This is a genomic window from Desulfocurvus sp. DL1XJH-121, from assembly GCF_054819825.1.
In genome coordinates, this window is record NZ_JBTVWW010000015.1 from 41,837 (window position 1) to 65,102 (window position 23,266).

General features: G+C 65.3%; 18 protein-coding genes. 9 read left to right on the forward strand and 9 right to left on the reverse strand.

Annotated elements, in window-relative coordinates:
- Positions 1–99: 99 nt before the first annotated feature.
- From ACYYG1_RS11460 to cobM, 7 genes are all read right to left on the reverse strand, one after another.
- On the reverse strand, positions 100–1,812 hold the full coding sequence (locus ACYYG1_RS11460; RefSeq protein ID WP_461210448.1) for an L-lactate permease: 1,713 nt from the start codon (positions 1,810–1,812) through the stop codon (positions 100–102).
- 360 nt (positions 1,813–2,172) lie between these two features.
- Positions 2,173–2,625 carry a universal stress protein gene (locus tag ACYYG1_RS11465; RefSeq protein ID WP_461210449.1) on the reverse strand — a complete coding sequence of 151 codons (453 nt, stop codon included), beginning with the start codon at positions 2,623–2,625 and terminating at the stop codon, positions 2,173–2,175.
- An 11-nt stretch (positions 2,626–2,636) separates the two neighbouring features.
- On the reverse strand, positions 2,637–3,602 hold the full coding sequence (locus tag ACYYG1_RS11470) for a protein kinase family protein (RefSeq protein ID WP_461210450.1): 966 nt from the start codon (positions 3,600–3,602) through the stop codon (positions 2,637–2,639).
- Between the two features lie 144 nt (positions 3,603–3,746).
- The gene (gene nifJ / locus ACYYG1_RS11475; RefSeq protein WP_461210451.1) at positions 3,747–7,391 is read right to left on the reverse strand and encodes a pyruvate:ferredoxin (flavodoxin) oxidoreductase; all 3,645 of its coding nucleotides are present in this window, start codon (positions 7,389–7,391) and stop codon (positions 3,747–3,749) included.
- Between the two features lie 399 nt (positions 7,392–7,790).
- The gene (locus ACYYG1_RS11480; protein WP_461210452.1) at positions 7,791–9,266 is read right to left on the reverse strand and encodes a sigma-54-dependent transcriptional regulator; all 1,476 of its coding nucleotides are present in this window, start codon (positions 9,264–9,266) and stop codon (positions 7,791–7,793) included.
- Positions 9,250–11,964, reverse strand: a complete 2,715-nt coding sequence (locus ACYYG1_RS11485; protein ID WP_461210453.1) for a hybrid sensor histidine kinase/response regulator — start codon at positions 11,962–11,964, stop codon at positions 9,250–9,252. Before ACYYG1_RS11485 ends, ACYYG1_RS11480 begins: the two co-directional genes overlap by 17 nt.
- 160 nt (positions 11,965–12,124) lie before the next feature.
- Positions 12,125–12,886, reverse strand: a complete 762-nt coding sequence (gene cobM / locus ACYYG1_RS11490) for a precorrin-4 C(11)-methyltransferase (RefSeq protein WP_461210454.1) — start codon at positions 12,884–12,886, stop codon at positions 12,125–12,127.
- Positions 12,887–13,047: 161 nt separating this feature from the next.
- On the opposite strand from cobM, the gene ACYYG1_RS11495 reads away from it, so the two are divergent.
- The 9 genes from ACYYG1_RS11495 (at position 13,048) to ACYYG1_RS11535 (ending at position 20,692) form a co-directional block, all read left to right on the forward strand.
- The gene (locus tag ACYYG1_RS11495) at positions 13,048–13,854 is read left to right on the forward strand and encodes an HD-GYP domain-containing protein (protein ID WP_461210455.1); all 807 of its coding nucleotides are present in this window, start codon (positions 13,048–13,050) and stop codon (positions 13,852–13,854) included.
- 78 nt (positions 13,855–13,932) lie between these two features.
- Positions 13,933–14,172 carry a hypothetical protein gene (locus tag ACYYG1_RS11500; protein ID WP_461210456.1) on the forward strand — a complete coding sequence of 80 codons (240 nt, stop codon included), beginning with the start codon at positions 13,933–13,935 and terminating at the stop codon, positions 14,170–14,172.
- A gap of 356 nt (positions 14,173–14,528) precedes the next feature.
- Entirely contained in the window at positions 14,529–15,569 is a 1,041-nt protein-coding gene (locus ACYYG1_RS11505) for a 4Fe-4S dicluster domain-containing protein (RefSeq protein WP_461210457.1), read from the forward strand.
- Positions 15,566–16,405 (forward strand): FAD/NAD(P)-binding protein, encoded by an 840-nt coding sequence (locus tag ACYYG1_RS11510; RefSeq protein WP_461210458.1) that lies wholly within the window; start codon positions 15,566–15,568, stop codon positions 16,403–16,405. Before ACYYG1_RS11505 ends, ACYYG1_RS11510 begins: the two co-directional genes overlap by 4 nt.
- Before the next feature lie 15 nt (positions 16,406–16,420).
- Positions 16,421–17,167 carry an NADH-quinone oxidoreductase subunit B family protein gene (locus ACYYG1_RS11515; protein ID WP_461210459.1) on the forward strand — a complete coding sequence of 249 codons (747 nt, stop codon included), beginning with the start codon at positions 16,421–16,423 and terminating at the stop codon, positions 17,165–17,167.
- 182 nt (positions 17,168–17,349) lie between these two features.
- The gene (locus ACYYG1_RS11520) at positions 17,350–18,765 is read left to right on the forward strand and encodes a Ni/Fe hydrogenase subunit alpha (RefSeq protein ID WP_461210460.1); all 1,416 of its coding nucleotides are present in this window, start codon (positions 17,350–17,352) and stop codon (positions 18,763–18,765) included.
- A gap of 254 nt (positions 18,766–19,019) precedes the next feature.
- Positions 19,020–19,775: a class I SAM-dependent methyltransferase gene (locus ACYYG1_RS11525; RefSeq protein WP_461210461.1), complete on the forward strand. Its 756-nt coding sequence runs from the start codon at positions 19,020–19,022 to the stop codon at positions 19,773–19,775.
- A 57-nt stretch (positions 19,776–19,832) separates the two neighbouring features.
- Positions 19,833–20,234: a cupin domain-containing protein gene (locus tag ACYYG1_RS11530; protein ID WP_461210462.1), complete on the forward strand. Its 402-nt coding sequence runs from the start codon at positions 19,833–19,835 to the stop codon at positions 20,232–20,234.
- 56 nt (positions 20,235–20,290) lie between these two features.
- Positions 20,291–20,692 (forward strand): cupin domain-containing protein, encoded by a 402-nt coding sequence (locus ACYYG1_RS11535; protein WP_461210463.1) that lies wholly within the window; start codon positions 20,291–20,293, stop codon positions 20,690–20,692.
- Positions 20,693–20,765: 73 nt separating this feature from the next.
- Here the strand turns inward: ACYYG1_RS11535 and ACYYG1_RS11540 are convergent, their stop codons facing one another.
- Both ACYYG1_RS11540 and ACYYG1_RS11545 read right to left on the reverse strand, forming a co-directional pair.
- Positions 20,766–21,746 carry an ABC transporter substrate-binding protein gene (locus ACYYG1_RS11540; RefSeq protein WP_461210464.1) on the reverse strand — a complete coding sequence of 327 codons (981 nt, stop codon included), beginning with the start codon at positions 21,744–21,746 and terminating at the stop codon, positions 20,766–20,768.
- A 9-nt stretch (positions 21,747–21,755) separates the two neighbouring features.
- The gene (locus ACYYG1_RS11545; RefSeq protein WP_461210465.1) at positions 21,756–22,793 is read right to left on the reverse strand and encodes a transporter; all 1,038 of its coding nucleotides are present in this window, start codon (positions 22,791–22,793) and stop codon (positions 21,756–21,758) included.
- Between the last annotated feature and the right edge of the window lie 473 nt (positions 22,794–23,266).

The following is a 23,266-nucleotide window of genomic DNA, read 5'->3' on the forward strand; positions in this document are numbered from 1 at the left end:
TCCGGGGGGCCGGACGGCCCGGCCCCCCGGTATCTGTTTCGGTTTTGCCTGGGCGCATCGGAATCCGACAAGGACCGACGCGCCGCTATCCCCGACCGGCTAGTAGAGGCCGGGCAGGAAGACGAAGCTCATGAGGGTGGCCACGATCCCGACGACCAAGCCGTACAGCAGGAAGGGCCACACGGTCTTCTTCAGGATCTGGCCTTCCATGCCGGAGAGGCCGACAACCGCGCAGGCAGCCACGATGTTGTGGATGCAGATCATGTTGCCCATGGCGCCGCCGGTGGCCTGGGCGGCCACGATGATCTGGCGGGGCAGGTCGAGCTGCGAGGCCACGCCCCACTGGAACTCGGCGAACAACAGGTCGGACACGGTGTTGGAACCGGTGATGAACGCGCCCAGGCCGCCCACGAAGGATGCAAACATGGGCCAGCCGTTACCCACGATGCCAGCCACGGCCTTGGCCATGGCCAGGGGCATGGAGGGGTAGGCGTTGGGGTTCAGGGCCGCGTCGGCGATGCCGGAGCCGCGGAAGATGGACACCAGGGCCACCGACGCGAACAGGGCGATGGTGGGGTTCTTCATGGTGGCGATGGTCTGGCCCCAGGCCAGCTTGACCTTGTCGCCGGGCATGCCGTGGATCCAGACGGTCAGGATGGCCACCAGGGTGAAGGGAATGGTGCCGGGCAGGTACAGGTAGGCGATGGCGCCGTTGACGGAGTTGTAGCCCAGGATGGCCTTGAACTTGATGGCCTGGGCCGCGAGCACGCCCTTGATGCCGAGCTCGGGGATGCGGGTCAGCACCAGGATCAGGCCGATGAGGATGTAGGGCAGCCAAGCCTTGAACTGGGACATGTGGGCCTTGAACTCGGTCTTGCCGTCGAACTTGACGTCGCCGGACCACTCGGCGTCCCAACTCTCGGGCGAACCGAAGTTCCAGGTCTCCTTGGGCACGCAGAACCCGGCCTTGGCGCCGGCGATGATGATGCCCAGGCCAACCAGGCCGCCGATGAGGGACGGGAACTCGGGTCCCACGAACCAGGCGAAGAACAGATAGGGAACGATGAAGGCCACGGCCGCGAAAATGCAGAACTGCCAAGCCTTGAACCCGTCGGACCAAGAGCGCTTGGGCCCGAAGAAACGGGAGATGAAGCCGAGCATGAAGATGGGCAGGATGAAGATCATCAGCCCGTGCATGAGGGTGGCCCACTGGCCCACCACGGCGTTGAACTCGCCGATGTTGGCGAAATTCAGGCCGGGGACGCCGGCCTTCGCGGCCTGATCCACCAGGGGCGCGAGGAACTTGAGGCCCAGGACCACGGGGGTGCCCACCGCGCCGAAGGTCACGGGGAAGGAGTTGAACACCAGGCAGATGACCGCCGCGGCCAGGGGCGGGAAGCCCAGGGACAGGAGCAGCGGAGCGGCCAGAGCCGCGGGGGTGCCGAATCCGGCCGCGCCCTCGATGAAGGCCGCGAACATGTAGCCGATGATGATGGCCTGGATGCGGCTGTCGGCCGTGATGTTCTGCATCCCGTACTGGATGGTTTCCATGCCTCCCGAATGCTGCAGGGTGCGCAGGATCAGGATGGCGCCGAAGACGATGATCAGGATGCCGATGGCCGTGATGAAGCCCTGCAAGGTCAGAGCGGTCACGTAGCCCACGGGCAGGCCCCAGACGGCGATGGCCCCCAAAGCCGCCGTCAGCCACGCCAGAGGCATCGCTTTGGTGGCCGGCCAGCGCAGGCCAACCATGAGCACCAGGGCCAACAGAATGGGAATAGCGGCGACCAGCGCCAAGACACCGATAGACATAGACAGGCTCCTTGCGAAAACGGTTAGGGGTTGAACGAAAAGCAACCTCCTTAAAACAAGGAGCGTGCCAACTGGCGCCCCGATTATTTCACACAATAATTACAGCGAGTTGCATTTTACAACGCTTGGAATGACGTTTTTCCTGTTCGAATCGTCCGGAAAATTGGACAACCAGTAGGCGCAAACGCCTCGCGGGACCCGGGACGGGCATGCGGAAAACCGGATTTTCCCTTTGCCCACGGGGCCGCAGCGCCGGGTCCGCAATACGGGACATGTGACCATAACACGATTTCCCGGCCGCAGGCCAGCCGACGCGCAGCAGAGCCGGGCCGCCACGGAGCCCGTCCGAAAAACCGGACGTCACCCCACCACCCACACGCAGCAATCCGCCACGCCGTGGACCACGGCGCTGGAAACGCTGCCGTAGAGGAATTCCTCGGTCTTGCTCACGCCGCGCTTGCCCACAACCAGGGTCCCGAATCCGCCCTCGCGCACCAGATCGAGGATGGTCTCGGACACCGTGGCCTCGCGAATGCACAGGGAGCGCGGCACCACCCGCTCGTCCCGCATGCCCCGCTCCACCAGGATGTCCCGGGCCAGGGCCAGGAAATGCTCGGCCTCGGCCTCCTGCTCGGCCAGCCGCGCCTCCCAGGCCGCGTCGTCCGGGAACAGATCCCTGTCCGGCCTGCGGCTGACGTGCACCAGCTCCACATAGCGCCCGCCGTCCCCGCGCAGGAATTCGGCCACGTATTCCACGGCCCTGAGCGACGCCGAGGACGTGTCCACCGCCACCAGCAACCTCTCCATGTCCATGAGTCCCCCCGTCACGACGCCCGCATCCGCTCCAGGCACGGCAGCAGGTCGTCCAGCAGTTCCTCCACCGTGTCGTAGGACACGTTGGAGCTTTGTGAAAAATGCATCAACACACGGTTAAAATCTTCAGGAATGTAGGGATACAACTTGCGCAGGTTGGCCACCCTGTGGGGGAAGAGCAGCAGCCCGTCCCCGGCACCGATATCGGCCACGCGCCCGGCGGGCAGCCCGAGCTCGGCCATGGACTCGCGGGTCAGGTCGCCCTTGCCCGCCAGGTACAGCAGGATGTGCCCCAGGCCGAACACGTCCAGGCTGAAGGGCCGCTCGCGGAAATCGAAGGTGTAGTCGAAGTCGATCCAGCGCCAGGCCCCGCTGCCGCTTTCCACGAAGATGTGGTCCCGGCGCACGTCCCCGTGGCGCTCGTCGTGGGAGTGCAGGAAGGCCAGGGCCCGGCAGGCGCCCACGTAGAGCCGGGCCAGCTCGGGAAAGCGCTCGCGGAAATAGGTCTCGTGGTCCAGGTCCACGGCGTGCACCGCCAGGTCCAGGCGGCGGCCCTGGACGATCTCCAGGATGCGCACCTCGTTGCCCGCGCCGTCCAGCTCCGTGACGCCCTGCATGAACCGCGCGTCCCCGCGCACCAGTTCCAGGATGCGCGACTCCTTGCGCGGGCTGCGGTGGCAGGGGATCTCCATCCCGCCCAGGCGCACGGGAAAGCGCTCATAGAACACGAGCTTCAGGATGCGGCGCTCCCCGGTCTCCAGGACCTTGCAGCGCTTGACCCAGTATTTCGGGTCCTCGAGGCCGAAGCGCCGCTCCATCTCGTCCTTGAGCACCAGATAGTGCCGCCCGGCCAGGGGCACCACGTCGCCGTAGCCGATGTCCATGAACTGCGAGGTGTCCTCGCGGATGGACCCGCAGCGCAGGGTGGGAAAATCAGGCAGGTGGGCTTGGATGATGGAACGCGCGCTTTCACTCACGTCGACCTCCACGGGAGCCTGGTTTGGTCCCATGGTAGCCGCATTCTCGCCCCGGCGGAAGAAAAAACAAGGCGGGCGAGGACGGCTTTCGCCGTCCCGCCCGCCCTGGTCAGGTGTGGAGGTAATCGATGGCTGTATCTGCGCTTAGCCCTTGCGGCCGTCGTCGCAGGCTTCCCCGCTCTTGGGGCGGGCCTGCTCGGCGCCCGCGGAGGTGCAGGCGCCGGCCTTCACGTCGCCGCCCTTGGGCGTGGCATCCACAGAGATACTGGGCACTTCCAGGGCCGCCAGGGCCTTGAACTGCTCGTAGCGCTGCAGGTAGTCGGACTCGATGGCCGAGCGCAGCTTCTTGGACTCCTCGGGGAAGGTCCGCTCCAGGAGGCCGTAGCGGTTCTCGCCGGACAGGAACTCCTGCAGGGTGCCGTCGGGAGCCTTGCTCTCGAGCTGGAAGGGATTCTTGCCCTCGTCGGCCAGCTCGGGGTTGTAGCGGTACAGCGGCCAGTAGCCGGACTTCACGGCCAGCTCTTCCTCGAACTGGGTCTTGCCCATGCCCTTGCGGATGCCCTGGTTGATGCAGGGGGCGTAGCAGATGATCAGCGAGGGCCCCTTGTAGGCCTCGGCCTCCTTGAAGGCCTTGAGCATCTGCTGCTTGTTCGCGCCCATGGCCACGGAGGCCACATATACGTATCCGTAGGTCATGGCCATGGCGCCGAGGTCCTTCTTGCCAGTCTTCTTGCCGGAGGCGGCAAACTTGGCGATGGAGCCCAGCGGGGTGGCCTTGGAGGACTGGCCGCCGGTGTTGGAGTACACCTCGGTGTCCATGACCAGGATGTTGATGTCCTCGCCGGAGGCCAGGACGTGGTCCACGCCGCCGTAGCCGATGTCGTAGGCCCAGCCGTCGCCGCCGAAGATCCAGAAGGACTTCTTGGTCAGCAGGTCCTCCATGCCGAAGATCTCGTCGGTGAGCGGGGTGGGAGCCACCTCGCAGAGCAGGGAGCGGATCTTGTCGCCGTAGGCCTTGGACTCGTCGGCGTCTTCCCTGGTCTCCAGCCAGCCCTTGGCCGCGTCCTTGAACTCGGCGGGCAGGTCGGCCTCAAGAGCCTTGGTCAGCAGGTCGGCCAGCTTGTTGCGGCGCTGGGACAGGCCCAGGAACAGGCCGAAGCCGTACTCGGCGGCGTCCTCGAACAGGGAGTTGCCCCAGGTCGGGCCGTGGCCGTTCTTGTTCACCGTGTAGGGGAACGAGGGAGCGGAAGCGCCCCAGATGGAGGAGCAGCCCGTGGCGTTGGCGATGACCATGCGCTCGCCGAACAGCTGGGTCAGGACCTTCACGTAGGGGGTTTCGCCGCAGCCCGCGCAGGCGCCGGAGAACTCCATGAGCGGCTGGAAGAACTGGGAGTTCTTCACGTTGTCGCGCTTCTCCAGCAGGTCGGACTTGTCGGCGATGGAAGCCTCGGCAAAGGCCAGGTTGGCCACCTCGGCGTCCAGCTGGGAAGCCAGGGGCTTCATGACCAGGGCCTTCTCCTTGGCGGGGCAGATGTCCGCGCAGTTGCCGCAACCCAGGCAATCCTGGGCGTAGACCTGCATGCGGTACTTCATGTCCTTGAGTTCCTTGGCGCCCTTCACGTCCACGGTCTTGAAGGTCTCGGGAGCGCCCTCGAGCTCCTCGGCCGTGGCCACCACCGGGCGGATGGCCGCGTGGGGGCAGACGAAGGAGCACTGGTTGCACTGGATGCAGTTCTCGGGAATCCACTCGGGCACGTTGATGGCCACGCCACGCTTCTCGAAGGCGGAGGTGCCCACCGGGAAGATGCCGTCGGCGCTGAAGGCGGACACGGGCAGCTCGTCGCCCTTCTGGGCCAGAATGGGACGGACCACGTCCTTGATGAAGGCCGGGTCGCCCGTCGCGCCGTCGGCGTCGCAGGCGGCCTCGCTCCAGGCGGCGGGGATCTTGACCTCCACCAGGGCGGCGGCGGAGTTATCCACGGCGGCGTGGTTCATGTTCACGATCTTCTCGCCCTTCTTGCCGTAGGAGGCCACGATGGCGTCCTTCAAGAGCTTCACGGCCTGCTCAAAGGGAATGACCTTGGCAAGCTTGAAGAAGGCGGTCTGCATGACCATGTTGATGCGCCCGCCGAGACCCGCCTCGCCGGCGATCTTCACGGCGTCGATGGTGTAGAACTTCAGTCCCTTGGCGGCGATCTTGCGCTTCATGGAAGCGGGCAGATGCTCGTCGAGTTCCTCGCCGGTCCAGGGGCAGTTGAGCACGAAGGTGCCGCCCTTGCGGATGCCGTCCAAGAGGTCGTACTCGTGCACGTAGGCCGGGTTGTGGCAGGCCACGTAGTCGGCCTGGTTCACCAGGTAGGTGGACTGGATGGGCTTGTGGCCGAAGCGCAGGTGGGACACGGTGATGCCGCCGGACTTCTTGGAGTCGTAGGCGAAGTAGCCCTGCGCGTACATCTCGGTGTTGTCACCGATGATCTTGATGGCGCTCTTGTTGGCGCCCACGGTGCCGTCGGAGCCCAGGCCCCAGAACTTGCACTGCACGGTGCCCTCGGGAGTGGTGTCCAGAACCTCGCCGATCTCCAGGGAGGTGTTGGTCACGTCGTCCTCGATGCCCACGTTGAACTTGTTCTTGGGCTGGGAGACCTTCATGTTGTCGAACACGGCCTTGACCATGGCGGGGCGGAACTCCTTGGAGCCCAGGCCGTAGCGGCCGGCCACCAGGGTCGGAATCTCGGCCTTTTCCATGAAGGCGGTGCACACGTCCTGGTACAGGGGATCGCCCAGGGCGCCGGGCTCCTTGGTGCGGTCCAGGACCGTGATGGTGCTCGCGGTGGCGGGCAGCACGGAGAGGAGCGCCTCGGAGGACCAGGGGCGGAACAGGCGGACCTTGACCAGGCCCACGCGCTCGCCGCCGGCCACCAGATGGTTGACCACTTCCTCGATGGTCTCGCAGCCGGAGCCCATGGCGATGATCACGCGCTCGGCCTCGGGATGGCCCACGTAGTCGAACAGGCGGTACCTGCGGCCGGTGATGGACTCGACCTTCTTCATGCTATCCACGACGATGGCCGGGACGTCATTGTAGAAGGGGTTGGCGGCCTCGCGGCCCTGGTAGTAGATGTCGGGGTTCTGGGCGGTGCCGCGGATCTCGGGGCGCTCGGGGTTGGCGCCGCGGGCGCGGAACTCCTCGATGGCCTCCCAGTTCACGATCTTCTTGATGTCCTCGTAGTCGATGACCTCGATCTTCTGGATCTCGTGGGAGGTCCGGAAGCCGTCGAAGAAGTGCATGAAGGGCACGCTGGACTCGATGGCGGACAGATGGGCCACCAGGGCCATGTCCATGGCTTCCTGCACGGAGTTGGACACCAGCATGGCGAAACCGGTCTGGCGGCAGGCCATGACGTCCTGGTGGTCGCCGAAGATGGACAGGGCGTGGGCCGCGATGGCGCGGGCGGACACATGGAACACGCCCGGCAGCAGCTCACCGGAAATCTTGTACATGTTGGGGATCATCAGCAGCAGCCCCTGGGACGCGGTGAACGTGCTGGTCAGCGCGCCCGCGGACAGGGAGCCGTGCACCGCGCCGGCCGCGCCGGCCTCGGACTGCATCTGGCGGATGAACAGTTTCTGGCCGAAGATGTTCTCGCGGCCCTGGGCGGCCCACTCGTCGGCCACCTCGCCCATGGTTGAAGAGGGGGTGATGGGATAGATCGCGGCACAGTCCGACATTGCGTAGGCAATATGCGTCGTGGCTGTGTTACCATCCATCGTCTTCATTTTCTTGGACATACCTGACTTCTCCTTTTATTGACATGACGAATTGTCGTCACCGGACATGCATACCGGTTCGCTCCGGCGGCCCCATTATCGGGGGTTTACAAACAAAATCCGTGCCATCCTCAGATTCACAAGGGCCCGCCGTGGCGACCGTTTGAACGCGCAACCAGTACCCCATTCATATATCACTCGCAACCCATTCCGTCCGGCAAATCGGACAAAAGAAGCCCCGGCCCCGGCATGAAACCAGCGCCGACGCCCCGTCGCAAGCGTTCATTCGGTGAAAGGCGCATTCCAAGGGGTGAAACGCAAAAAAAGACTTTCCACCAGGGCGACAGCCGCAATCTTCTGCTTTTCGAATCCACGGTCCTGTCCGGAAAACCAGACTGGACCTGGGTCTCTTCATGTTATTTATTCCTGCTTGAGTTGAATGTCATTCTTTTTGAGCAAAGCGTAGAAATGCGACCGCGACAGGCCGGAAACTTCCAGTATGGACTTCAAGTCCCCTTCATACATGGTGATCAACTGCTCAAGGTAACGCCCTTCCATCATGGACTTGAATTCCTTGAGGGTGGGCGTGGACCTGGCCAGGAGCGCGTCCACGGTGTCCATGGCCGGGGGGCTGGCCACGGGCTCCGCACCGCCCTCCCCTTCCGCCCGGGAGGACGGTTCGCACGGGGCGGCCTTGCCGCCCAGGCTGGCCTTGGCCACGCTGATGCGCACCTCGTTGGGCAGGTGCATGGCGTAGAGGGTCCTCTCCCGGCCCGCAGCCACGAAGGCCCGCTCCAGCACGTTGAACAACTCGCGCACGTTGCCCGGCCAGTCGTAGCTGTCCAGGACGTCGAAGAAGTCCGAGCCAAAGCCCTTTTCGGGCATCTCGTAGCGCTCGCAGAGCTTGCCCACGTGATACACGGCCAGGTGCCGGATATCGTCCTTGCGGCAGCGCAGGGGCGGCAGGGTGATGCTCATGGTCTTCAGGCGGAAGAGCAGATCCTCGCGGAAATTGCCCTTGCGCACCTCGTCCTCAAGGTTGCGGTTGGTGGCCGCGATGATCCGGAAGTCGCTCTTCTCCTCGCGGGTCTCGCCCACGGGGCGGAAGCGCTTTTCCTGCAGCACGCGCAAAAAGGACTTCTGCACGGCCAGGGGCATCTCCCCGACCTCGTCCAGGAACAGGGTGCCCCCGTCGGCCAGCTTGACCAGGCCGGTACGGTCCTTTTCCGCGCCCGTAAAGGCCCCCCGGCGATGGCCGAACAGGGTGGATTCCACCAGGGTCTCGGTGAAGGACGCGCAGTCCACCACCATGAAGCGGTGCACGGCGCGCGGGCTGTTGTCGTGGATGATGCGCGCGGTGAGCTCCTTGCCCGTGCCGGTCTCTCCGTTAATGAGCGCCCCGGCGTGGCTGCGCGCGGCCTGGGCGATGAAGTCGTAGACCTGGCGCATCTCCCGGCTGCGGCCCACGAGGTCGCTGACGTTCAGGGCCACGGGCGACGAGCCCTGCTTCTCCAGGCGGTACTTGAGCGCCCGCTGCACGCTGAGCATGGTCTGCTTGATGGGCGAGGGCTTGACCAGGTAGTCCCAGACCCCGCCCTGGATGGCCAGCTCCGCGCCGTCGGGGTCGCCCTGGCCCGTGAGGATGATGACCTCCGGGGCCCCGGGCATGGCTTTGATGTCCGGCAGGGCGTCCAGGCCATTGCCGTCGGGCAGGCGCACGTCCAGGAAGACCAGGTCGAACTGGCCCTCGGCCAGCACCCGCAGTCCCTCGCCCAGGGACCCGGCCGTCTCGCTCTCCAGAAGCATCCTGCCCAGCAGGCTGCGCATGGTTTCGCAGACTTCGGGGTCGTCGTCGATGACCAGAATGCGCCCGAAGGTTTCAGTTTGATCGCTCATCGCTCGTCAACACCTCCCGGATGGCCATGCCTATGGTGGTCCTGTCGTAGGGCTTGAGCACGATGCGGCTCACGTTGTCCATGGCGCCCGCATGCTCCACGGCCCGCTCGCGGCCCGTGACGATGACCACGGGCACGCCGGGCATCTCCTTGCCCAGGGCCCGGGCCAGCTCCAGCCCGTTCATCACGGGCATGTCGAAGTCCGTGATCACCAGATCGAAGCCGTCGGGGTCGCTGTCCACAATGGACAGGGCCGCGGCCGCGTTGGGCGCCGGGGTCACGGTGTAACCCAGGCTCTCCAGCACGCGGGGCACGGCCTCCAACTGGTCCTCGTCGTCCTCCACGAAGAGCAGGTGCCCCGAGCCCTGGACCAGATCCGACCCGACCTCGGAACGGGCCTCGTACTCGCCCGCGTGCTCGGGGATGAGCACGGTGAAGGCGGTGTAGCCCGGGCGGCTCTCCACCTCGATGGCCCCCTGGTGGCCACGCACGATGCCCAGGACCACGGCCAGGCCCAGGCCCGTGCCCTCGGCCTTGCCCTTGGTGGTGAAGAAGGGGTCGAAGATCTTGTCCATGATATCCTGGGGGATGCCCGGGCCGTCGTCGGCCACCACCAGCTTGGCGTAGCGGCCCGGGGCCACGCGGCGCAGCTCGGCGGCCTCGCCGTCCAGGAACTCCTCGCCCAGGAAGATGGTGATGGTGCCCCCGGTATCGCGCAGGGCGTGGAAGGAATTGGTGCACAGGTTCATCACGATCTGGTTGATCTGGTTGGGGTCGGCCATGCACAGGGGCAGGCCCCTGGTGACGTGGTCCTTGACCGTGATGGCCCTGGGCAGGGAGGCCCGCAGCAACCCCAGGGCCTCGCGCACCACGTCCTGGATGCGCGTGGGCACCACGCCCTCCTTGGAAGGCCGGGAAAAGGTCAGGATCTGCTTGACCAAGGCGCTGCCCCGCTGGGAGGCCTTGAGCGCGCGCCCCAGGTCCTTGCCCGTGGGCGAGCTTGTGTCCACGTCCATCAGGGCCAACTCGATGGAGTTGATGATGGACGTGAGGATGTTGTTGAAATCATGGGCGATGCCTCCGGCCAGGTTGCCGATGGCCTCCATCTTCTGGGATTGCAGGAGCTGCTTCTCCAGGTTCACGGAGCGGGTCACGTCCTCGGCCGTGGTCAGGGTGCCCACCACCCGGCCGCGCTTGTCCTGCAGGGGGACCTTCTTGATCTCCAACTGCCGGACCTCGCCGTGGACGTTGGGGATGGTGCGCTTGATGCCCGGCATGGCCTTTTCCGAGAGCATGACCTGCTTGTTCAGGCGGTTGGCCCACTCGGAATAGACCTGATAGTTCTCGGCCACCTCGCCCTCCAGCCTGTCCAGGCCCTCGGGATCGGTCACGCCGAAAAAGCGCAGGAAATACCTGTTGGCGCCCAGGAACCTGTTCTTGTGGTCCTTCCAGCAGATGAGCTGCGGGATGGTGTCCATGAGGATTTCCTGGAAGGACAGCTGGTCCTGGATGCGGCGCTCCACGGCCCGGCGGCGGATGATGTTGCGCACCAAGAGCACCGTGGTCATGAGCAGCAGGGCGAAGCTGACGATGATGGTCCAGAAGACCTGCTTGTCCAGTTCGTAGAAGGCCTTGGGCTCGTTGATCAGCTTGCTGCCCGGGGGCAGGGACTTGAGCTTGATGCCGTGCTGCATGAGGACCTTGTAGTCGAACTCGAACTGGGAGTCGGCCACGTCCCTGATGGGGATGTCCTCGGCCTTTTCACCGCCCAGGATGCGCAGGGCGAACTCCGCGGCCAGCCTGCCGTGCCTGCGGCCCGAGAGCATCTTGCCGCCCATGGCCCCGTGCCCCAGCAGGAACTCCCAGTTGGTGTAGATGGGGGCGTCGGTGCTCTGGTGCACGATCTCCAGGAGTTCCTGGGCCGAATAGAACCGCCCTTCCAGGGCCGTGTAGAAGGGGATGAAGTAGAACATGGTGTCCCGCCCCGCGCGGGCCACCATGGCCCTGAGCTCCTGCAGGCTGAACTTGGTCCAGGGCACGAACTCCAGGTGCCCGGCGAAGCGGTCGCGCACGGACAGGACCTGGTTCATGATGGCCCGGCCCGTGACCGAGGAGTCGCCGATGATCACCAGCCGGGTCTTCCCGGGGTGCAGGTACAGGGCCACGTTCAGGGTGGACTCGGCGTCGAAGTTCTCGATTACTCCGGTGAGGTTCTTCTGGCCCGCGAAGTCCACGCGCTGCATGTCGTTGACCCCGCAGAAGACCATGGGCAGGCCCGGGAACAGCGTCTGGCCGTATTTCTGCCAGAACTCGAAGGCGATGTTGTCCGAGACCACCACGAGGTCGAAGCGCTTGTCCTGGAACTTCTGTTTGTAGAGGTCCACCAACAGCGGCATGGTCTGGGCGCGCGGGTAGCGCTTGAGGTCCATGTACTCCACCTGCAGCTCCACCCCGGGGTTGCCGCGCAGGCCCCTGCGCAGGCCGTCTAGAATCTCGTCGGACCAGGAATAGCCGTCGTGGTAGGAATTCAGGTACAGGATGTTCGCCCGCACCAGGCCGGGCGCGGCCCGCTCGCTGTCCTCGTCCTTGTCCGCGCCCATGGCGAACGCCGCCGGCGCGAGCGCCAGCAGCGCGGCGAGGCAGACGGCCAGGACGACGAGCCCGCGTCCGATCCGAAACCTGTAATGCGTAGGATGCATGCATCTCTCCTCGGGCCCTCGGGCGGCCCGGGGCGTATGGGATGCCCGGAACAATCAAGAACCGTTCCATCCCCATGGCGCCGCGCGAAATACGGTGCCAAGCCTAAGGATACGGCCTGTGGATTTGAATGGAAAGAAGAAAAGTCCGAAAAATCGGACATCAGGATTCGGCGTCCCGATAACCGTGTGCAAAGGCTGGATCATAGAGCAATGAAGCGGCCTCGCCCCCCGGTTCGCCCGGCAGCACGAGGAACACGGTCTGCCCTTTCCAGCCCTGGGCCGCCACCGTCGCGGCCAGCTCACCCAGGGTGGTGCGCACGCTCTGCCCATCTGGCCAGCCCGCCCTGTGCGCGGCCACCACGGGCGTCGTTATATCCATGCCCCCGGCCAGGAGGCCGTCCTGCACGTCCCCGGCCAGGCCGGTGGACAGGTACACGGCCAGGGAGCAGCCATGGGCCGCGAAGGCGGCCAGGGATTCGTCCCCGGGAACGGGCGTGCGCCCCGGCGCCCTGGTGAACACGAGGGACTGGGTCCGGCCGGGCACGGTGAAGGAAACCCCCAGGCCCGCTGCGGCGGCGAAGGCGGCGGTGACTCCCGGCACCACCTCCCAGGGCACGCCGTCCCTGTCCAGGAGGGCTATCTGCTCGCGCAGGGCCCCGAACAGCGAGGGATCGCCGGTATGCACGCGCGCGGCGCACTTCCCGACCGCCACGGCCTCCACAAGCAGTGCGTGGGTCTCCTCCAGGGTCATGGGTGCGGAGTCCAGGACCCGCGCGTCGGTCCGGGCGCAGGCCACCACGTCCCGGGGCACCAGGGACCCGGCGTAGAGCACGAGACCCGCCTCGGCTATGAGCCGCCGCCCCTTGACGGTGATCAGTTCCGGGTCTCCCGGGCCCGCGCCGATGAAATAGACCTTGGCCATGCCTGCCCCCTTGTTGTGCGCCATGCCGCAGGCTTACAGCCCCGCCCGCCCTTTGTCCAACCGTCCGCACCCACGGGCGGCGGGGTTTTTCGTCACCGCCCTGCTGGCGCAATGGTTCCTTTACGCACCTGCAAAGGCGACATTGCGGATATTTGTTGACAATGAAACTCAGTATCAATAAATTACGCTTGTCCCAGGAAACACCGGCCAGATGCCGAAAGACACGTAACATGGCACACTCATCCGCTCCCAAGCTCGGCGCCGCACCCCTCTCGCTCCAGGAAACCTTATCCGGCGAAAATCTCGCTCCGACAATCCACCAGCTGGCGGAATCCCTGGGCAACGCCGTGGACGCAAAGGACACCTGCACCTGCGAACATTCCGAAGAGGTCGCGGTCATCAGCGAAATCCTGGCGCTGCGCCTGGGCTTTTCTCCGCGCAAAGCCGAGGCCATTCATATTGCCGGACACTTGCACGATATTGGCAAGATCGGAATCCCAGATTGCGTGCTCAAGAAACCCAGCCCCCTGACCGCCGAGGAATGGGAGATCATCAAGACCCACCCGGTCATCGGCGCGGAAATCCTCAAGCCAGTCAAGGCTCTAGGTGGACCCGGGGGCATTGCGGACGTGGTTCTGCACCACCACGAGAGCTACGACGGCGCGGGCTACCCCCACGGGCTGGCCGGGCGGGCCATCCCCGCGGGCGCGCGCATCATCGCCGTGGCGGACAGTTTTTCGGCCATGATCCAGCCCCGCCCATACAAGGCCCCCCTGGGCTTCGAGGAGGCCTGCGCCGAGCTCGTCCGCAACGGCGGAAAGCGCTACGACCCGGACGTGGTACGGGCTTTTCTCGATTCGAGAAGCAGGATTTCATCCTGGCTGGGCGGCCGGGACCGGCCGGCAGCGGCCACCCGGCCACCCGCCGGGCCGCCGCCGACCGACGAACCGACACAAAAAACCTTGTGAACAGATGCGCACGGGCATGCTTATTGCTATTAATGTGTCATTGCCAGGTGCGTACTGTAACCAAGGAGAACCTCAAACATGACCATCGAACTCAGAAAGGATCGCAAGCACCTGATCTGCTCCTGGGTGGAACCCACCCGGGCCGTGTTCCAAGGCAAGGAAGTGACCATCCGCCGCAAGAAGATGCGCCGGTTAAAGGTTTCGTCCTGCGGGGAAATCCCTCCCTCCGAGCTGACCAAGCTCGGGTCCCAAGAGCGCTCCAAGGCGGTCTGCGCTGAAATCGCCCGCATGCGGCACTCGGGGGTGCTCGGCGCCTAACGGCGCCGGGCCCCGCCCGGGGCTCTTTCTGCACATTGTGCAACTTTACCCATTCGTAATTACGCTAGGCCATCTTTCGCGCGTTTCGTAAAAACCCCTCCACCGTCTTACCGTATCATCAGATTTTCCCCCTTCCAAAGCATCGCTTCCGTCCTTAGCAGTCGCAAAATTGCCCCAGGTGGTGTTGCAAAAGCGCCTCTGGTGGTATAGCTGCAAAGGCCTGACCCTTGTTTCAGGGTCCCCCCATACGACATCTTCTCGATGTTTCTAGCGTTTTCCTTCCCCCGCGGGAACGGGCGCCGTACGGTTTCCTGCGGCCGTTCGCCTTCCCGCCGGGGATGGCGACGGGAGGTGCCATGGCTGCTTACATCGTCTACCAGGAGCAGTTGCCCGGGCTGTTCCAGCTCTGGAGCCGCCGCTACGCCGTGCATGTGCCCACGGACATCGGCGGGGGCGTCTACGATTTCCGTCCCTGGTCGCCGGACACGGTGGTCGCCTGGGACTACGACCTCACGGTGAACCCGCTCAAGCGCCACCTCCTGCCGCCCAAAGAGAACCTCGTGACCTTCGACACCCGGGACTACTCGGCCCAGGGCGTGTTCGAGGCGCCCAGGCAGCTGCTCTTCGGGGTCCACCCCTACGACCTGAACGCCATCGCCCAGATGGACCAGCTGATGGAGGCCGGGAGCCCGGACCGCAACTATTTGAAGCGCCGGGAAAACACCATCATCTTCGCCATGGAGCCCATGCGCGTGGCCAAGGAGGCCTTCTGGCCCAGCATGGGCGGCGGCCGCGCGGACATCGGCTACGACCTGTTCTGGACGCGCATCGGCCCGGCCACCTTCTTCGCGGAGGTGGGCACCAAAAAGGGCGAGGACCTGCTCATGGCCGCCGGGGAGCTGGCCGCGGCCTCGGCCCCGCAGTACGACGCCGCGCGCCGCGTGCGCGAGCGCATCCGCACCTCCCCGGGGCTGGGCGAGCTGGCCTTCCCCTGGCAGGAGCTGCCCGCGCTGCTGGCCAAGTCCTGGGATTCGCCCCTGTGGCGGGAGCGCGCCACCATGTGCCTGGCCTGCGGCTCCTGCAACCTGGTCTGTCCCACCTGCTACTGCTTCGACATCAAGGAAGAGCTGGACGAGACCCTGACCAAGGGCCGCCGCTGGCGCGAATGGGACGCCTGCATGCTGCGGCCCTTCGCCGAGGTGGCCGGAGGCCACAACTTCCGGGGCCGGGCCATGGAGCGCTACCGCCACCGCTATTTCCGCAAGGGCAAATACGTCTACGACCAGCTGGGCGAACTAGGCTGCGTGGGCTGCGGCCGTTGCGTCAAGGCCTGCACCGCGCGCGTGGCCAATCCCCTGGCCGTGTACAACCAACTTTGGGAGGAGGCCGCCCGATGACCCCGCTCACGGAATTCACTCCCTACGCCCCGCGCCCGGCCACCCTGGTGCGCAAGGAGCGCCTGTCGGACTTCGTGACCCTGTTCGAGTTCAGCCAGGACAACGGCCGCCCCCTGGCCCACAAGCCCGGGCAGTTCATCCAGGTCTCCTGCTATGGCGTGGGCGAGGCCCCGTTCTCCATCAGCTCCCGGCCCAAGGCCGGCACCAACACCTTCGAGATCGCGGTGCGGCGCATCGGCTCCGTGACCATGGCCCTGCACAACATGGATCTGGGGGCCAAGGTCGGCATCCGAGGCCCCTTCGGCACCAGCTTCCCGGTGCAGGAGCTGGTGGGCAAGGACACCCTGTTCATCGCCGGGGGCCTGGGCTACATCCCGCTCCGCAGCCTGCTGCGCTACCAGCTCAAGCACCGCGACGAGTTCGGCAGGATCGTGGTCCTGGTGGGCACGCGCTCGCCCGCCGAGCGCATCTTCACCAGCGAGATGGAAGAGCTTTCCACGCGCAAGGACGTGGAGATTCTGGAGACCGTGGACCAGGGCGACGAGTCCTGGCGGGGCGACACCGGGGTCATCACCACACTGCTCCCCAAGGTCAGCCTGGACGTGGAGAACACCTACGTGGCCATGGTCGGCCCGCCGGTGATGTACAAGTTCGTCATCGGCTCCTGCGTCTCGGACCAGTGCATCTCCCCGGACCGCATCTACGTCTCCCTGGAGCGCAAGATGAAATGCGGCCTGGGCAAATGCGGGCACTGCCAGATCAACGGCATCAACGCCTGCATGGACGGCCCGGTGTTCCGCTACACGGACATCGAACCCCTGAAGGAAGCCCTCTAGCCGAGGGGAGGAACCATGGCCCGCAAACCGAAATTGGCGTTCTTCGACTTCGCCGGATGCGAGGGGGACCAACTGCAGGTGGCCAACCTGGAGGAGAAGCTCCTGGCGCTCCTGGAGCACGTGGAGCTGGTGAATTTCCGCGAGGTCATGACCGAGCAGTCCGACGACTACGACATCGCCTTCGTGGAGGGCTCCATCACCCGGCCCGAGGACGAGGCGCGCCTGAAGGAGATCCGCGAGAAAGCCTCCCTGGTCATCGCGCTGGGCGCGTGCGCGGCCATCGGCGGGGTCAACTGCATGAAAAACTTCATGGACGAGATGCAGTACCGGGAGCTGGTCTACGGGGACATGGCCCGGGCCTACCCCACCTACGCCGCGCGCCCGGCCAAGGCCGTGGTGCATGTGGACGCGGAGATCCCGGGCTGCCCCATCGACGGCGACGAATTCCTGCGCGTGACCAAGGAGCTGCTCCTGGGCAAGCCGCCCACCCTGCCCGAATACCCCGTGTGCGTGGAGTGCAAGGCCGCGGGCAACGTTTGCCGCTACGAGCAGGGGGGCATCTGCCTGGGCATCATCACGCGCGGGGGCTGCGGCGCGGCCTGCGTGTCCGAGGGCGCGCACTGCTGGGGCTGCCGGGGCCTGGTACCGGGGGCCAACCTGGACGCGGCCCGCTACGTCATGGAGGACCGCGCCGGGTTCTCGCGCCTGCAGGTCCAGGATCTGATGCGCATGTATCTGGGGTACACCAACGCGCCCCTGTAGGACGCCCCGAAATAAATTTCCGGCACAGGGCTCCGGGGCCCGGAAAGCCCCGGAACAGGAGCCTCGGGGTATGCGCATACGCATAAACGGACCGATTCGTTGCAAACATGCATATCCCTTGTTCCAAGCCTGAAACCAGCGGCCCCGCATCGAGGCGGCCGCAGCCCGAGGGACACAGCCATATGAGCGCCAATATCGCCGCCAAAACGGCCAAGACCAAAAAGGATCCGAGCAAGACCCCGGACCAGAAGGCCGGAGCGCCCAAAAAGGTCGAGGTCCACCACCTGACCCGCGTGGAGGGCCACGGCAACATCATCGTGGAGCTGGACAAGGCGGGCAAGGTCAAGGCCTGCCGCTGGGAGGTGCCCGAGGCCCCGCGCTTCTTCGAGGCCATGATCCTGGGCAAGAGCTACCGCCAGATCCACCAGATCGTCTCGCGCATCTGCGGCATCTGCTCCATCGGCCACCAGCTGTGCTCCATCCAGGCCACCGAGGACGCCATGGGCATCGTGGTCACGGACCAGACGCTCAGGCTGCGCAAGCTGGCCCTGCACGCCGAGAACCTGCAGAGCCACCTGCTGCACGTGGCCTATCTGGTGCTGCCGGACCTCATGGGCGTGGGCTCGGTGGTGCCCCTGGCCCAGACCCACAAGGCCGAGCTCCTGAACCTCATCGCCCTGCACAAGATGGCCAACGAATTCAGCCGCGCGGTCACCGGGCGCACCACGCACCCCCAGCGTCTGGTCCCCGGCGGGTTCACCAAGATCCCCACCCGCGAGGAGCTCCTGGCCCTGAAAAAGCTCCTGGAGGACTCCATCCCCGGGCTGGAGGCGGCCTCGGACCTGTTCGCGGCCGTGCGCGGGGCCGTTCCGGACTTCAAGCGCGAAACCGAATACATGGCCCTGGACTCCCCGGCGGAGTACGCCATGTACTGGGGCGAGGTGGGCACCAGCCTGGACCAGACCCGGCCGGGCCTCTACTACCGCGACATCACCAATGAGTACTCCGTGCCCCAGTCCACGGCCAAGTGGACCAGGAACAAGGTCGGCTCCATCATGGTCGGGGCGCTGGCGCGCTTCAACCAGAACCACGAGCGCCTCACCCCCCTGGCCCGGGCCTTCGCCCGCAAGTTGGGGCTCAAGGCGCCCTGCCACAACCCCTACATGAACAGCTACGCCCAGCTCGTGGAGTGCGCCCATTCCGTGGAGGATTCCATCCATCTGCTGGACGCCCTGCTCGCCGCCGGGGTCAAGGCCGAACCCGCGCCGCAGATCGCCCCGCGCGCGGGCCGGGGCGTGGGCGCGGTGGAGGTGCCCCGGGGCATCCTCTTCCACAGCTACGAATACGACGAGCGCGGGCGCATGCTGCACGCGGACTGCGTCATCCCCACCAACCAGAACCACGCCAACATCCAGATGGACCTGGAGGCCCTGGTGCCCAAGCTGGCCGGGGACGACGAGGCGACCATCGAACTCAAAACCAGCATGCTGGTGCGCGCCTACGACCCGTGCATCTCCTGCTCCACCCACTTCGTGGACCTGACCGCCGACCGCGACAGGAGCATGGTGCGCTTCGTGCGTTCCTCAGACTGTCCATAAACGCACGCTTGCTGCGTTGCTGCGAAAAATGCAAAACCTCGCGTATGAGAATACGCGTCGGTCTTGCATTTTCCTTGCGCCTTGCAATCGCACATTTCTGAACAGCCTGAGACGGCGCCCCAAGCACCCGCCAGCGCTGTGTACGGCCGAAGTCCCAGGCCATGGCCCCGCGCCGGGGCCTTTTCGCGTCCGGCGGGGAACGGTTGTTGCTAGCTTCCAGGGATATGACCATTTTTTGCCGCCAGGGAGATTGCATGCACAGCGACAGACAGGCCATGGTCCCGCCGCCGGAGCTGAACATCCAGTTCGGGGCCGGGGACTATCTGGCCGTGGGCGACAGGATGTGCGCCCTGTTCAAGGAGAAATTCGGCCTCAGGCCCGAGCACAAGGTCTTGGACGTGGGCTGCGGGGCCGGGCGCGTGGCCGTGGGGCTCACGGACCATCTCGTGCCGCCCGGCGAATACCACGGCTTCGACACCTTCCCCTTCGGCATCGAATGGTGCAACGAGCGGATCGCCCCGCGCTACCCGCACTTCCATTTCAGCGTCAGCGACGTGTACAACAACCTCTACAACCCCTTCGCCAAGACCAAGGCCCGGGAATACGTGTTCCCCTTCGAGGACGGGTATTTCGACCTCGTGGTCCTGAAGTCCGTGTTCACGCACATGTACCCCGACGACATGATGCACTACACCGGGGAAATCGCCCGGGTGCTCAGGCCCGGGGGAGGCGCGGTCATCACCTTCTTCCTCCTGAACGACGAGAGCCGGGCCCTGCAAAAGCGGACCGGACAGGGACCCAAGTTCAAGAAATTCGGCCTGTTCTACACGGAAAATCCCGCGGACCCCATGGACTGCGTGGGCTACGAGGAAACCCTGGTGCGCCACATGTTCGAGAAAAACGGCCTGGCCGTCGCCGACGTCCTGCGCGGCGACTGGTGCGGCCGCCCGGGCGACGAACTCCAGGACTTCGTGCTCCTGGAAAAACCCGCCGCCCCGGCAAAGCCTTGAGCCCCGGCCGCGCCTGATCTATGCTGGCGCTCCAACACCACAAGGAGCGAACACATCATGATCACCGGCCGAACCGACCTCGTTGAAGCCAAGCCCGTCACGGGCTCCACCTACAAGGGCCAGCGCCACGAGACCGTGGGCGTCACCAGCCGCCTGCTCTCGGACGCGCCCCTGGACGCCCGGGGCAACCTGCAATACGCCCTGCGCCAGATCACCGTGGAACCCGGGGGCGTGATCCCCATCCACAGCCACGCCTATCTGCAGACCATCTTCATGCTCAGCGGCTCCCTGGAGTTCCTGTCCTATGATCCCGACACCGACGAGGTCGTGGACCGCCGGGTCTGCGGCCCCGGGGAATACATCTACAACCCGAGCATGGAGCCCCACGCCATCCGCAACGCGGGCGACGAGCCCGGGATTTTCGTGAGTTCCATCGGCTACGCCGAGGCGCCCCGCTGAGCCGGGGCCATACCCGCCTGCCGCGCAGGCCCCACCACCACACACAGGAGACGACGATGCACGCAGGAAAAGCCCAGGACATCCCCGGCGCCGCCGTGAAGGGCGCGCCCTACAAGGGCGAAATACTTCCGGCCACGGGCGTGACCATCCGCTGGCTGTCCAAGGCCGGCGCCGACGACGCCGGCAACCCGGAATACGGCCTGAGGCACTTCACCGTGGAGCCCGGGGGCGTGATCCCCATGCACCACCACGCCTATCTGCAGACCATGTACATCGAAAGCGGGAGCTTCGAGTGCTTCGTCTACGACCCCGAGACCGACAAGGTTCTGGAATCCCGCATCTGCGGCCCCGGGGACTACGTGTACTCCCCGTGCATGGAGCCCCACGGCATGCGCAACGCCAGCGACACCGAGCCCGGGACCTTCCTCTGCTGCATCGGCTGCGTGGACCAGGGCTGAGCGGTCATCCCCGAACGCCACGGGCCGCCCCCGCACAGGAGACGGCCCGTTTTCTTTCGATTCTCCCGAGGACCTAGAGGCCGGAAAGCGCGCTTTGCCAACGCATGAAGGTCTCGGGGTATTCGACGACCGCGGAGTCGACGTACCCGGGCAGGCTGAACAGAGCCAGCGTGCGCAGGGCCGGGACCTCGGCCAGCTCCGGATTCTCGGCCAGGGCCCCGGCCAGGGCCTTTTGCACGCCCGCGCTGTCGCCGGTCATGACGATGGCGTCGGGCCTGGTCCGGAGCAGCCCTTTCAGGCTGCGGATCATGCAATGGCCCCGGCTCACCGTGGGCTTGCCCTCGAACAGCGCGCCGCCGATGTTGCGGCAGCCCAGGGGGCCCAGAATGTACTGGTCCGCGTAGCCGCCGGGCATTTCCACGCGCAGGAATATCTTGCCCGTGGCGGCCTGATGGATGCCGTTCAAGATGACCACCTTCTTGTTCAGCCCTCCCCGGGGCACCGCGGCCTTGGCCTTCTCGAAGCTCTCGACGTAGCGGGCCGCCAGCTCCTCGCCCTTCTCGGGCACGCCCAGGAGTTCCGCCGTCCGGCGGATGGCCTCGGGCAGGCCCCGGGAGAAATCCACGTACTGGATATCCACGTCCTGGCCCTCGATCAGGGGCACGGCCTTCATGGGATTGGCGCCGGGCACGTAGAGGCAGAACTTCTCGCTTTTTTCCACGATCACCCGACGGATGCCGCGCTCCTTGAGGAACGTGGGCAGGGTCTCGGGGCGCTTCTTAACGATGCACCCGGGGCAGCCCAGGACCTGCGTGGCGGCCTTGATCTTGCCGCACAGGCCGGGGCACAGGGAGCAGCGCAGGGACGTGCCCTCGGCCACGAACCCCAGGTTGAAGGCCACGTCCACCAGGCGGTCGCCCAGGAACACGGCCTCGACCCGCTGCGGGGCCTTGGGCGGCGTGGCCTGCGCCGGCAGGGCCAGGCACGCGGCCATGAAAACGGTAAGGCATGCCGCCAGGGCCATGCGTCCGGCGGTTTTATGCAAAGAGACCATCGTATCCTCCTAGTTCAGCTTGTAGGCCAGCTTGAATACCAGCCGATAATCCTCGCCGACGCAGTACTGGTCCTCCTGCGCATCGGCATTGAGATCGCGGTACACCACGATGGGCAGGGCGAAGCCCGCGTTGAACCGCTCGGTGAACTTGAAATGCACGCCCGGGGTCAGGAACAGCATATTTCCGCCGGAATTGGCCACGTAGCGGTCGTCGTTCTTGTTGCGGTTCTGGTTCACGCCATTGAGCTCCAGCTCCAGGTCCAGCAGGTTGGTCAGGGCGAAGGAATAGCCCAGGTCGTACTTGAACTGGTCCCCCAGGCGCAGGCCGTGGTCGCCCTCCCTGCCGAAGGTGTACATGGTGTGGGCGTCCAGGCGGTGCCTGCCCATCATCCTGGTCAGTCCCAGCTCCAGCTTCGGGTCCCAGGACCCGGTACCCAGCTGGAACCCGGGCCCCATGTATTCGAAGCTCTTGTTGAAGGGCGCGGGGTTCTTCTTGTCCGGATCGCCCGTGGGCATCTTCACGCCCGCGCCCACGGCCACGGACAGGGGATCGCCGTCGCGCTGGTCCCACAGGGCGTAGCGGCCCATGAGCACCACGTCGCCCAGGCCCATGTTGGTGGTCTCCTTGGTGGCCTCGGCGGGCTTGCCCACGGCCGAGCGGCGCTGCACCGAGCTGCTGCGGTAGGGGACCATGACCCGCATGTCGAAATCCTTGACCACGCCGTAGCGGAAGCTGGCCTGGTAGGTGCGCTGGGTGCGGTCGTACTTGCCGTTGTACTTGCCTTCCTTTTCGTCGTTCCCGTCGTAGAGGGTGTCCTTGTCCATGAACAGGGCCTTCAGGCACACGGCCGCCTTGCCGGGCTTGAAGACCATGCCCGTGGACATGTTCACCGGGCCCACGGGCTTGGGAACCTTGGTGTCCGGAAGGCTCGTGACCTGACCCGCCTCTTGCGCCGATCCTCCCATGACCGGCCCCTGCGCAAGGGCTGGCCGGCTCAGGCATATCAGCGCCAGGAACAGCCCCCATGCGATGCAATGCTTCTTCATGCTCCTCTCCATGTCAGTTTTCGCGTCCGGCATGCCGAACGGCTCCAATGCGTTTTTGATCTGTCGCGGATTGATATTGAATATGAAATTCAATGTCAAATTATTTCTTTATTATATCAACAAAGTATGGTTTAAAGGGGAGCAAAACTCCCTTTCCGATTAAGGGAAGACCCCGGGGCCTTCCACTGCCGCATCGGCTGCGTGGGCCGGGGCCAGCCACCGACCCCGGTCGATACCAAAGGCCGCGCCTGAAGGCGTGGCCCTTGTCTTTGCCCCCTCTCACCCGCACAGACATATCAACTTCGGGGCCCATTTCGATGCGATTTCGCCCCGCCATGACGAACACGGTCGAATCCGGAATTCAAATTCATACTATTTGCTTACGATATCAGCGACCTGGGTATTCCCAAAAAGTAAAATCTGATTCGCATTTGCCCAAATTGTCCCCACGCGCGTCCCGCACCCGTCCTGGG